This window comes from Paenibacillus spiritus, from assembly GCF_008710135.1.
Taxonomy (GTDB): Bacteria; Bacillota; Bacilli; order Paenibacillales; family Paenibacillaceae; genus Paenibacillus_AQ; species Paenibacillus_AQ glufosinatiresistens.
The window spans coordinates 26,800-38,911 of the sequence record NZ_VYKK01000021.1 but is presented as its reverse complement, the minus strand read 5'-3'; the positions used below and the strand labels follow the sequence as shown (position 1 = coordinate 38,911).

At 61.3% G+C, this 12,112-nt stretch carries 11 protein-coding genes; 1 reads left to right on the top strand and 10 read right to left on the bottom strand.

The window, feature by feature from the left end; all coding sequences use genetic code 11:
- Window positions 1-85: 85 nt before the first annotated feature.
- The 5 genes from F4V43_RS14585 to F4V43_RS14565 form a co-directional block, all read right to left on the bottom strand.
- Window positions 86-919, bottom strand: coding sequence for an aldo/keto reductase (locus F4V43_RS14585; protein WP_150458987.1), 834 nt, complete (start codon window positions 917-919; stop codon window positions 86-88).
- A gap of 93 nt (window positions 920-1,012) precedes the next feature.
- Window positions 1,013-1,477 (bottom strand): cupin domain-containing protein, encoded by a 465-nt coding sequence (locus tag F4V43_RS14580; RefSeq protein WP_150458986.1) that lies wholly within the window; start codon window positions 1,475-1,477, stop codon window positions 1,013-1,015.
- Between the two features lie 195 nt (window positions 1,478-1,672).
- Window positions 1,673-2,305, bottom strand: a complete 633-nt coding sequence (locus F4V43_RS14575; RefSeq protein WP_150458985.1) for an XTP/dITP diphosphatase — start codon at window positions 2,303-2,305, stop codon at window positions 1,673-1,675.
- Between the two features lie 3 nt (window positions 2,306-2,308).
- Window positions 2,309-3,067 carry a ribonuclease PH gene (gene rph, locus F4V43_RS14570; RefSeq protein ID WP_150458984.1) on the bottom strand — a complete coding sequence of 253 codons (759 nt, stop codon included), beginning with the start codon at window positions 3,065-3,067 and terminating at the stop codon, window positions 2,309-2,311.
- A 146-nt stretch (window positions 3,068-3,213) separates the two neighbouring features.
- A complete protein-coding gene (locus F4V43_RS14565) occupies window positions 3,214-4,413 on the bottom strand; it encodes a GerMN domain-containing protein (protein WP_150458983.1) in 1,200 nt (399 codons plus the stop codon).
- A gap of 227 nt (window positions 4,414-4,640) precedes the next feature.
- Between F4V43_RS14565 and F4V43_RS14560 the strand changes: the two genes are divergently transcribed.
- Window positions 4,641-5,246 carry a phosphatidylglycerophosphatase A gene (locus tag F4V43_RS14560; protein ID WP_150458982.1) on the top strand — a complete coding sequence of 202 codons (606 nt, stop codon included), beginning with the start codon at window positions 4,641-4,643 and terminating at the stop codon, window positions 5,244-5,246.
- A 129-nt stretch (window positions 5,247-5,375) separates the two neighbouring features.
- Here F4V43_RS14560 and F4V43_RS14555 read toward each other — a convergent pair whose 3' ends face one another.
- The 5 genes from F4V43_RS14555 to F4V43_RS14535 form a co-directional block, all read right to left on the bottom strand.
- Window positions 5,376-6,359 carry a diaminopimelate dehydrogenase gene (locus F4V43_RS14555; RefSeq protein WP_150458981.1) on the bottom strand — a complete coding sequence of 328 codons (984 nt, stop codon included), beginning with the start codon at window positions 6,357-6,359 and terminating at the stop codon, window positions 5,376-5,378.
- A 499-nt stretch (window positions 6,360-6,858) separates the two neighbouring features.
- Entirely contained in the window at window positions 6,859-7,929 is a 1,071-nt protein-coding gene (locus F4V43_RS14550; RefSeq protein WP_223879905.1) for an MBL fold metallo-hydrolase, read from the bottom strand.
- Between the two features lies 1 nt (window position 7,930).
- The gene (locus F4V43_RS14545) at window positions 7,931-8,665 is read right to left on the bottom strand and encodes a class I SAM-dependent methyltransferase (protein WP_150458980.1); all 735 of its coding nucleotides are present in this window, start codon (window positions 8,663-8,665) and stop codon (window positions 7,931-7,933) included.
- A 216-nt stretch (window positions 8,666-8,881) separates the two neighbouring features.
- Complete coding sequence (locus tag F4V43_RS14540; RefSeq protein WP_150458979.1) at window positions 8,882-10,741, bottom strand: glycoside hydrolase family 13 protein; 1,860 nt, start codon at window positions 10,739-10,741, stop codon at window positions 8,882-8,884.
- A 226-nt stretch (window positions 10,742-10,967) separates the two neighbouring features.
- Window positions 10,968-12,110: a homocysteine methyltransferase gene (locus F4V43_RS14535; RefSeq protein WP_150458978.1), complete on the bottom strand. Its 1,143-nt coding sequence runs from the start codon at window positions 12,108-12,110 to the stop codon at window positions 10,968-10,970.
- Between the last annotated feature and the right edge of the window lie 2 nt (window positions 12,111-12,112).

The following is a 12,112-nucleotide window of genomic DNA, read 5'->3' as shown; positions in this document are numbered from 1 at the left end:
AGGAAACCGTCCGAACTTACACATTCCTGCACTAAAACAAGCGGAGATGCCGGGCATCTCCGCTTGTTAACAGGAATAATATAGCTTAGAAATTGAAGTTGTCCGGGTCCGGGCCGAAGCGGCTGTTCTTGTTCAGCCCTTCGATCGCCGTAACGTCCTCGTCGCTCAGCGTGAAGTCGAAGATGCCGGCATTCTCGCGGATGCGCTTCTCGTGCACCGACTTCGGAATGGTGATAACGCCCTGCTGGATATCCCAGCGCAGCACAATCTGGGCCGGCGTCCGCTCGTATTTGGCGGCGAGCTCCTGAAGCAGCGGCAGGTCCAGATGGCCCTGCATGAGCGGACTCCAGGCTTCCAGCTGGATTCCCCGCTCCTTGGCATAAGCCAGCAGATCGCGCTGGCTCAGCAGCGGATGGAACTCGACCTGGTCTACGGCCGGAACGACGCCGGTGTCCTCGATAATCTCGTTCAAATGGTGCGGCTGGAAGTTGCTGACGCCGATGGACTTGACGAGCCCTTCCTTCTGGAGATGGACAAGCGCCTTCCAGCTCTCGCGGTACTTGTCCTTGACCGGCCAGTGGATCAGATAGAGATCAAGCTGCTCCAGTCCCAGCTTCCGGCGGCTCTCCTCGAATGCCTTCAGCGTTTCTTCGTAGCCTTGATCGCTGTTCCACAGCTTGGTTGTGATGAACAGTTCCTCCCGGGCCACACCCGAATCTCGAATGCCCTGCGCGACGCCGGCCTCGTTCTTGTAGGCCGCCGCCGTATCAATGCTGCGGTAGCCCAGCTCAATGGCCGTCCGTACCGCGCTTGCAGCCTCGTCGTCGCCGACCTGCCAGACGCCCAGCCCCAGCCAAGGCATTGTGAATCCGTCGTTTAATGTAGGTCCGCCGGTAAACGGCCCGTTGAATGTACTCATAGGGGTAGTCCTCCCGAATTTGAATTTAGTTCTGTCTGTCCTACCATCCCTTAACACCGCTGCCGTCCGTTCAAGCAGTTCCGGGCCAAAAAATCATGCCTTCGGCTTGCCGATCAGCCGGAAGTCGTCATAATGGAAGCCCGGCGCTACGATACAGGAGACGAGCACCGGCTCGTCTCCGAGCGGATAGGCCGACTGCCAGACCTTGGCCGGCACCAGCGCCTGCGGCTGCTGTCCGGCAGCCGTATCGAGGCCCAGCACCAGTTCCGTCACCTCGCCGGGCTGATCGCCGTCTCCGCCGAGACGAAGACTCAGCGGGCTTCCGGCATGCCACAGCCACAGCTCGTCCGACAGCACCTGATGCCACTCGGAGAACTCGTCCGGATGCAGCAGGAAATAAATCGAAGAGGCCGCGGGACGCGGACCGGAATAAGCTTCGCCCAGCAGCTCCGGGGGAATCTGAACCGAGGATTTCCACAGCTCCCGGTGCCATCCGCCTTCTACATGGGGCTCAAGACCAAGCGCTTCTACATAAGGGGAAACGGGTTTATTCGTCATTGTGCTTCGACTCCCTTGCCTGTTGGTTTCTCTCCCCCCTACTTTACCGCAAGCGGCCTTCCCGTGCAAAAGGTTGTCCGAAGCTTCCGTTCTTTCATCAAAAAAAGCGGCCGGTTGCCCGGCCGCATCCCATCCTTAGCTTCTCTTGGAATCCTGAAAAATATCCGCCTGCCGTACCACACTTCCCAGTCAGGCTTAACCCCTGCGCCCGGCCCGCTTATCCGTCAGCGCACGCAGTGCGGCGCCGCGGTGGCTGACCGCCTGCTTCTCCTCCAGCGTAAGCTCCGCCATCGTCTTCTCGTACTCCGGCAGGTAGAAGAGCGGGTCGTATCCGAAGCCTCCGCCCCCGGCGGGCTCGGAGGTGATCCAGCCCTCCACGAAGCCTTCCGCCGTCAGTTCGCTTGCGTCGGCGGGATCATAGAGCGACAGGGCGCAGACGAAGCGGGCCGGACTCAGCAGAGGCTGGTCCGTATCTTCGCCCTGCTTCAGCTTCTCCAGCTCGCCGAGAAGCTTCGCATTGTTGGAGGAGTCGGTCGCTCCGGGTCCGCTGTAGCGGGCGGAGTACACGCCGGGTCTTCCCTCCAGCGCGTCCACGCACAGCCCCGAATCGTCGGCCAGCACCGGCAGGCCCAGCGCCTCCGCAATCGTCTGCGACTTCAGCCGGGCATTCTCTGCGAAGGTCGATCCGGTCTCTTCCACCTCGGGCAGACCGGGATAGTCGGCGAGGCTGCGAACCTCCAGTCCGAGCGGCTCCAGCGCATGGCGGAACTCCCGGGCTTTGCCCTCATTGCGGGTCGCTACGATGAGAAGGTTCCGGAGTTTCTCCATGCTTCACGCCTCCCGCGACGGCCGGTTTGAGCCGATTTTGAGTTCCAAGGCTCCAAGCGCCCTGCGCTGGGCTTCAATCAGTTCCAGCACCCCGGATTCGCCGAGCTCCAGCAGCCGGTTCAGCTCGCTGCGCGAGAACGGACGCTCTTCGCCGGTGCCCTGCAGCTCGACGAATTCGCCGCTGCCGGTCATCACGACATTCATATCGACAGCCGCCTTGGAGTCTTCCTCATAGCACAGATCCAGCAGCGGGGTGCCGCCGACAATGCCGACGCTGACAGCTGCCAGATAATCGGTGATCGGGAAGACCGGCAGCTTGTGCTGGACGGCAATCCGGTCCACGGCGTAGACCAAGGCCACGAACGCCCCGGTGATCGACGCCGTCCGGGTTCCCCCGTCGGCTTGAATAACGTCGCAGTCCAGCGTGATGCTGCGCTCTCCGAGCGCCTGCAGATTGACGACCGACCGAAGAGCCCGGCCGATCAGCCGCTGAATCTCCATCGTCCGTCCCGTCAGCTTGCCGCGGGCCGCTTCCCGCTGGTTGCGCGTGCCTGTTGCACGGGGCAGCATGGAATATTCGGCTGTGACCCAGCCCTTGCCCTGCCCTTTCAGAAACGGCGGTACTTTCTCTTCCACGGTCGCCGTGCAGATTACCTTCGTGTCTCCCATCTCGATCAGAACCGAGCCTTCCGCGTATTTATTGACCTGGGTCGTAATCGTGATCGGCCGTATCCGGTCCTCATTCCGCCCGTTTGCTCTCATAGGTTATGCCTCCTGCTTATCGTTAGCGATCTTGGTGATGCACGGTTCATTCTACCAAAGTGCGGACGCAAAAGCACCTTCTTCCATCCGGACCGCCCAACGGAACAAGCCCATTCCTCGGGGAATGGGCGGTCCGCCGGCCTGTTCTACAGCGCCAGCTCGTTGATATACTGCGGCGCCGACACCGGCTGGCCGTAATCGACGTTGTCGCTGCCTTTGACCGTCTCCTTGCCGTTCAAGCGGACTTGGACCAGAGAATCGTCGGCATTCTGGGAGAGCGTCAGCACGACCGATTCCAGAAATTCCGCCGGAACCGCGTCGGTGTCGCCGAACATATCGTCCGTCAGCGCCACATTCACGACGCCGTTCTGCTCTTTGCGGACCGACTCCAGCTTCGTACCCGAAGTCAGGACGCTCTCCAGACCGTCTCCCGCATCGGGACCGGCAATCAGCTCCTGCATGGCGGCTTGAAGCAGATCGTGTCCGGGATCGACATACCGGGTCACCGGCACATAGTAGGACTCGCCTTCCGGCGTTACCGAGGCAAAATACACGGTGACCGCGCTGGAATTCGTCGTCATTCCCTTCTTCTCCAGATTGATGCCGAGGCTGCGCGTCAGCGGCCGGTCCAGCGGCGTCTTCAGCAGCGGCATTTCCGTCAGGTTCTTGCCGTTCAGCATGAGCCGGACGCCGCTGACGCCGTCTTCTCCCGTAAGCGTCCAGGCCACCGCCTCCAGCACCTTGCGTTCATCCGCCGCGCGGTAATCCGTGAAGCTGCCCCCGAATTCGACCACAGCCGTCCCTTTATCCACGCTCACATTCTTGATGACAGTGCCGGCAGGAAGAACGCCGTGGAAGCCTTGAGGCAAGGAAGCGGCATAAGCGCCGCCTTCGACCAGAGCTTCCAGCGACTGCTTCAGCGCATCCGCGCTTCCCGAACCCGGCAGCTTGAGCGCAATCGGAGCCAAGAGGCCACTGTCGTTCTGGAGATATACAGCGGTTCGCGACTCCTCCTCCTTCGAGGCCGGGCTTGCCGGTCCCCCGCTTCCGTCCTCTGTCACGGAAGCGCTGGCCGGAAGGGCGCCGGTCTCGTTAGCGGTCGGAGCTGCCGATTCCCCGGTTCCCGCAGCGGCGACCGTGGAATCCGGAGCGCTTCCGTCTGCGGAAGAGAAGACGCCGGCCTCGCCTCCGCCCGCCGTCTGGAGCATCTGCGCCTCCACTTCTGCGGGCGGCGGGTCAATGGCGGAGGCATTCTCCGATCCGAACAGGCTGCAGCCCGACAGGGTCAGCGGCACCGCCAGCAGACAGGCGGCGGAAATGCCGATCATTTTCTTGCGATGATTCATGGTCTCTTGGCCCCTTTCATTACATCCGTTTCGTACGGGTTGTACTGCTATGTATACGAGCCCCCGGGATGAAAAAGACCCGCCGGTCTCCAAAAAACCGTACGCTTTTTCACCGCCGCCAAGCAAAGGAACGGCGCATAAGGGACCGCCGCTCGACAAATACTTCCGGTACACGTACAATTTGCTTACGGACTACCGCTACTAATTCGCGACCTGGGGTGATATTCATGGGTGAGGCCAAAATGCCATACAGTCTGAACAGCAAAGCCGTCGCGCAGGCGACCAAGGCTTGGCTGCATACACGCGGAGTGAGAGTAGAAGAAATTGCAGAGCTTGTCATGCTGCTACAGCGGAAGTATTACCCTTCCCTGACCATGGAAGAGTGCGTGCACAATGTCGAGATGGTGCTCAGCAAGCGCGAAGTGCAGAACGCGGTGCTGACCGGCATCCAGCTGGATGTCATGGCGGAGGAAGGCAAGCTCTTCCCGCCGCTTCAGGATATGATCGAGAACGATGAGGGATTGTACGGCGTGGACGAGATTCTGGCGTTCTCCATCGTCAACGTCTATGGAAGCATCGGATTCACCAATTACGGGTATGTCGATAAGCTGAAGCCGGGCGTGCTGGAGAGGTTGAACGACAAAAGCACCGGGGAAGTTCATACCTTCCTCGATGATATCGTCGGCGCTGTCGCAGCCGCGGCAAGCAGCCGGATCGCTCACCGCAAGCAGGCGGAGCGGGAGCAGGATCTGGGCCTCCCGCATCAGCCGGAGGAACTGGAGGCCGCCTCTGCTCCGAAGGCGGACGGCACCGGGAAGGAGCCGCTGGAATAGCGGCCCGGACCCGCTCACAGCCCAAACAGCCCGGCGCGGTCCAAGTCAGAGGATGACTTGGGCCGCGCCGGGCTGTTCTTTTGCGCCGGATACGCTTGTCCTGATCGGGTTAGGCCGGGGTGGTCCCGATTAGAGCAGCTCTCTCCGCAGCTCTTCGGCGCTCTTCGGGCTCAGGTAACCCAGCGGAATATCAAATACCGTCTTGGCGCCGCTTGCGCCCTCGCGGCTCAACCGGACGGCAGCTCTCGCATAAGCTACCAGCACACTGGCCGTGAACTCGGGATTGCTCTCCAGCTTCAGTCCGAACTCTACAAGCTGCTTCGTTCCTTCGCCCGTCACGCCGCTGCGGATCACGAACCCGCCGTGCGGCATGCCGCTGTGCTCGCGCTTCAGCTCTTCCTCCGTGATGAACGTGACGGTCGTGTCGTAATCCGCAAAGTAATTCGGCATCGTCACAATCTCCCGCTCGATCCCGGCAAGATCCGCGCCCTCTTCAGCCACGACATAGCAATGGCGGGTATGCTTCTCGCGGGTGGCCAGCTCCGGCGTCTCGCCGGAACGAATCCGGTCGATGACCGCTTCCACCGGAACGGTATACTGAACGCCCGCTTTAACTCCCGGCACCCGGCGGATAGCGTCGGAGTGGCCTTGGCTGACGCCCTTGCCCCAGAACGTGTATTCCTTGCCTTGAGGCAGAATCGCTTCGGCCAGCAGCCGGTTCATCGAGAACAATCCCGGGTCCCAGCCCGTCGAGATGACGCTCACTTGTCCCGATTTCCGGGCCGCTTCGTCCACGGCACCGAAGAACGCCGGGATTTTGGCATGGGTGTCGAAGCTGTCCACCGTGTTGAACAGCGAAGCGGCAGCCGGAGTCTGCTCGGGCAGATCGGTCGCCGACCCGCCGCACAGAATCATCACGTCGATCTCGCCGCGATAAGCTTCCATGGCCGAGACATGCTCGAACCGCAGACCTTCCTCATGCTTCATGGTCTTCGGGTCGCGTCTCGTAAAGACCGCCACCAGTTCCATATCCGAATTCTGTTCAAGGGCCATCCGAACCCCTCGGCCCAGATTGCCGTACCCTACAATACCGACTTTCAAAGTTGAAGACATCTCGCTCAGACCTCCATTTACGCTGATATTGCTCCAGTATACCTGACGCTGCTTGTGAGATGCAAAGAGTAGGGCGCTAAGCTCTGTCGATAATGCTGAATTCGCCCTTCTCGTTGATTTCGGCGCAGGCGATTCTCCGATCTTGGCCGGAGAAACCTCCGGCCAGCCGAACGGCGACATGCCCGTATTCCCTTTCCGTCTCTCCCTCCGCTTCAGATCTACCCTCTGCCGGCAGCGTACATCGCTATATAAACAAGGGCTGCCACGACGATTACGGCCGTTGAAATCGAAGACAAGCACAGAAAAAATACGTAATAATTCTTTTCCTTAGAATTCCCGACGACGGACACCCCCTTATGACTTTAAATGTAAAAATCCCTTAAAAATAGATCAAGGCACCCCGTCTCTAAAGACGGAATGCCTAATGCCACCCACCATATCATGCCTTTGCTGGAATGTCAATTCAAATCTGGAAGGTCTGGAAGATCAGTGAATCCGGTCATCCCAAGCGAAAAAAGACAGGCTCTCCTTCCGCCTGCTCCGCCCGGCCGCGGCGGACCAGCTCGGCCAGATGCGCGAGCGTCTCGCTCATCGCAAAGCGAAGCTGGTGAATGCCCGCCGCGCGCCCCGGCGGGAACAATCCCCCGCACACTTCCCAGCCGGTGCGGGCTCCTTCTGCCAGGAGCGCCTCGGTCTCGTCGAGGCGCTCCTCGTGGTGGCGCAGCAGGCTGGCCGTCCGATCCGCGAAGCCGTGGAACGGCTCGCGGTGACCGGGCAGCGCCAGCAGCGCCGGCAGACGGCCCAGCTCGCGCAGGCCGTCCAGGTAGCGCAGCAGCGGCTGGGCGTCGCTGCCCGGCAGCAGGCTGACGTTCGGAGAGATGCGCGGCAGCACAGCGTCGCCGCACAGCACCAGCCCGTCGGCCTCGCTGAAGAAGGACCGGTGCCCCGGCGCATGCCCGCCGGTCTCCAGCACCCGCCACTTCCGCCCGCCGAATTCCGGCGGAAGGGCGTCTGTGGTCACGTCCGGCTGCGGCGTGACCTGGGGGACGAAGCCGGCGAGATGCTCCGCGAGCCGGCTTGTCCATTCTTCCGGCATGCCGTGCCGCCGGAAGAACGCCGGCAGGCGGCGGTCCATCTCCGCCGCCGGGCCCCACATCAGGTCCGCCTCGGCGGCGGCCCGGGCGGACAGATAGACCGGGCAGCCGCCGCTCCGCGACTGCATCAGGCCCGCCAGGCCGTAGTGATCCGGGTGATGGTGGGTCACCATCACCCGCCGGATATCTCGCCAGGCCAGGCCGAGCTTCGCCAGCGCCGAATCCCATACCGCCTCGGCTTCCGGGCTGCGCGGTCCGGGATCGACCACGCTGATGCCGCCGTCCGGCTCCGCCAGCAGATAGGCGTTCACCTGCCGGAGCGGCGGAAGCATCGGCACCGACAGCCGCCGGATGCCCTCGGCCACGGCGGTCACTTCACCCGGTGCCGGCGCAGCCGGACGTTCCCCCTGCCCCGGCGGCAGGCCCGCTCCCGCTCGGGCTTCCATTCCTTCCGGATGCTTCGTCGGCCGCGTCATTCTATGGCCTTCTTCCGACGAAGATCATCCGCGGCGATTCCGCGCCCCGGTATTCCTCTTCGTCGTAGCTTCCGTGCACCTGATCGATCACAAGCCCCGCTTCCCGGATCAGGGCGCTGAATTTCTCCCGGTCATAGAGCTTCACCCGCTCCAGGTAATGCCGGGGCTCGCCTCCGGCTCTGGCCGTCAGCGTAATCTCCTTCTTGACATAACCGTCCTCGATCCGCCGCCGCTCATCGATCAGCGTCTCCCCGTCCTCCCGGACCGAATGCGGCACCAGATGCGCCGCCACATAATCCGGGCTCAAGAAATCAATAATATACCGCCCGCCCGGCTTCAGCATCCGGCGAATTTCTCCCAGCACCTTAAGGTGCTCGGCATCCTCCTCGAAGTAGCCGAAGGACGTGAACAGATTGACTACAGCGTCAAAACCGCCGGCAAGCGGAAGCTCCCGCATGTCGGAACGGACCCAGGTCACCTGCTCCGCTCCTCCCTGTGCCCGCGCCTCGCGCAGCAGCGCTTCCGACAGATCGACGCCGGTTACCTCGTAGCCGGCCTCCGCCAGCGCCAGTGAATGACGGCCCATGCCGCAGCATAAATCCAGCACCTTCGCGCCCTGCGGCAGGCCCAGCCAGCCGATCATCGTCTCGACTTCCCGCCGCGCGCCGCCGAAATCCCGGTGCCGGTATACAATCAGATAGTCCTCGCCAAAGCTCTCCTCATACCACTCGCTCATCCCGTTCTCTCCTTCCGCCGCCGTCCGCCTGGCCGCGGCTCTCTATGTAGATCCACTAAGTTTAACGCTTATTGTACTCTGCACAGCGGCAAACACCAAGCACGAATATCACGTTCCTTGCCTACTTGGCGCGAAGGAGGCCGGACTCAAGGCCTTGCAGCCTTGATCCGGCCCCCGAATAGACGCGCCGTTCTGCAAAGGGAGAGCGGCGTCCGTTTAGGACATGCCTTCCTTACGTTCTTCCTTGCTTTCTTCTTTCCGCTGTTCCATCTGTTCTTCTTTACTTTCTTCCTTCTGCTCTTCCTTCTGTTCTTCCTTCTGTTCTTCCTGGCGCTCCTGCGTTGCGCCGGCCTTGTCTTCATCCGTGTCATCTGTACCTGCCGCCTTCGGCAGATTCCGCAGATAGACCCGGGCCTCGTAAGGCCGCAGCGGCAGCTTGCGCAGATCCTCGCCCTTCTCCTGCGGGCAGTTGCTGATCAGCAGCCGCCACCCTTCCGCCTCCAGTTCACCCGGAAGCTCGAAGACCGGGTGCCCATCGAAGAAATTCAGAACGACCAGCGCCTGCTGGTCTTCCAGAGTCCGCGTATACGCATAAATCTCCATGTGAAGTGGAAGGAGCAGCTTGTATTCGCCGTACACAAAGACCAGATGCTCTTTGCGTAGCGCAATCAGCTTCTTATAGTGATAATAGATCGATTCCGGGTCCCGGAGCGCCTGATCGACGTTGATCTCCGCATAGTTTGAGTTGACGCTGATCCAGGGCTCGCCCGTGGTGAAGCCTCCGTTCTCCTCCGCGCTCCACTGCATCGGCGTCCGGGCGTTGTCCCGGCTTTTGAGATGAATCGACTTCATGATTTCCTCATGCGGGACGCCGCTGTTGCGGCGTTCTTCATAGTAATTCAGGGTCTCCACATCGCGGTAATCGTCGATCGACTCGAAGGAGACATTCGTCATTCCGATTTCTTCCCCCTGATAAATATAAGGCGTGCCTTCGAGCGTCAGCAGGAAGGTTGCCAGCATTTTGGCGGAGGAGATCCGGAACTTCACATCGTCGCCGAAGCGGGAGACGGACCGGGGCTGGTCATGGTTGCAGAGATAGTTGGCGTTCCATCCCCGGTTGTGAAGCGTCGTCTGCCAGTTGCTGATAATCTTCTTCAGCTCCAGCAGGTTCCACGGCACCACGTCCCACTTGCCGCTGCCCGCCGAAGCCGCATCCAGGAACATATGCTCGAACTGGAACGTCATGTTCAGCTCCCTGCGTCCGTCCCCGACATAATCGAGGGCCTGCTCCGGCCCGAGCCCGGACGTCTCGCCAACCGTCATAATGTCGTAGTAATACAGCACCTTGTCGTTCAGGTTCTGCAGCAGCGTGTGAACATGCTCCAGATTCGAGAACATCTCGTAGGCGCGCACCGTCTTGGCGTTGTCCGGGTTGTGGGCGTCGGGCAGGCCGACGGCCTTGACGATATGGGCGATGGCGTCGAAGCGGAAGCCGTCCACGCCTTTGCGCAGCCACCAGGCTACCATGTCATGCAGCTCTCCGATCACCTTCGGGTTCTCCCAATTCAGGTCGGGCTGGAACCGGGAGTAGAGGTGCAGGTAATATTCATCCGTCGTTTCGTCGTATTCCCAGACCGAACCGCTGAAATACGATTCCCAGTTGTTCGGGGGTCCGCCGTTCTTGCCTTTGCGCCAGATATAATAATCCCGCTTCGGGTTATCCTTCGACTTGCGGGACTCGATGAACCAGGGATGCTTGTGAGAAGTGTGGTTCAGCACCAGATCCATCATCAGCTTCATGCCGCGGGCGTGGATTTCCCGGAGCATCAGGTCAAAATCATCCATCGTTCCGAATTCCTTCATGATGTCCCGGTAATCGCTGATGTCATAGCCGTTGTCATGGTTCGGCGATTTATAGATCGGGCATACCCAGATCACATCCACGCCGAGATCCTTGAGATAGTCGAGCCGGGAGACAATGCCGCGCAGATCGCCGATGCCGTCCCCGTTCGAGTCCATGAAGCTGATCGGATAAATCTGGTACACGATGCTTTCCTTCCACCATTTCGGATTCATAGGAGTCCTCCGCTTTCCTTGAGTTCTGGGCGCAGTCCGGCCGAAGCCGGCTGAAGATACATTATTATATCTTTACCACAGAGCAGCGCGGGGATAACGGCAGTTCCTCTTCGTTTTGCGGCGATTTCCGTTTATACCAAAAAGCCGGCCGGCAGGGAGACCCTGACCGGCCGGCTCGACATCCGATTTCCCGGTAATCGAATTACCGGATCTGTCCGAAGTACCTTCACACCGCGTCCTTCTGGGACAGGCGGTCTTCCTCCAGCCATTCCAGCAGCAGCGGCTCGGGCACGTTCGCCTTCTGCCGCTCCGCATAATCCCGGACCCGCTCCAGCAGCCGGGCCGACTCCGTCCCGTCCGCTTGCGCCCCGAGGAGCCGAAGCGCATGCTCGACTCCCGCCGTTCCGGAATGCTTGCCGAGAACGAAGCAGTGTTCCCGGCCGACGTCTCCCGGAGGCAGCATCTGATACGTGGCGGGGTCCTTCATCAGCCCGTCCACATGAATGCCGGACTCGTGCGTGAACGCCAGCCGGCCGACGACCGGCTTGGCATCGCCGACGTTCCGCCCGGAAGCGGCGATCACATAGTCCGCCAGAGGCTTCAGCAGCTCTGCCCGGACCGTCGTCTCGCCGCCGTAGAGGCAGCGCCAGGCCAGCGCCACTTCCTCCATGGCCGCATTGCCGGTCCGTTCTCCGATTCCGGCCACCGTGGTGCTGGCCCAGGTGGCTCCGGCGGCGATGCCGCTCAAGGTTACCGCCGCCGCCAGGCCAAAGTCGTTGTGGCAGTGCACCTCCAGCTCGATGTCTCCCGGCACCTCGCCCAGAAGCGCGGCGATCCGCTCCGCCATCTGGCCGGGATGATGCGCGGACACCGTATCGGCGTACCGGAACCAGCGCACGCCTTCCTTGTGAAGCGTGCGGATCAGCTCCGCCAGGAACGGCAGACTGGCCCGGGAGGAATCCTCCATACCTACCGATACCGTCATTCCCTGCCGAAGCCCGTATTCGCACGCCCGCAGCAGCTTGTTCAGTCCCTCGGCGGGCGTCAGGCCCAGCTTGCCTTGGAGCTGAACGGCGGAGACGGGAATGGAGATATGACTCCAGGCTACTCCCGTCTCCCGCGCCTTGTCGATATCGCCCGGGACGGCCCGGTTCCAGGTCATCAGCTTCATCGGCAGATTCAGCGCTGCCAGCTCCGCGATATCCTCCTGCTCTTTCCGGCCCATGGCCGGAATGCCCACTTCCGCCTGCTCAACGCCGCATTCTGACAACATCCGGGCAATGTTCAGCTTCTCCGCCCTCGTAAATGAAACTCCCGCAGCCTGTTCCCCGTCCCTGAGCGTCGTATCGCACAGTCTGAGCTTCTTCACGG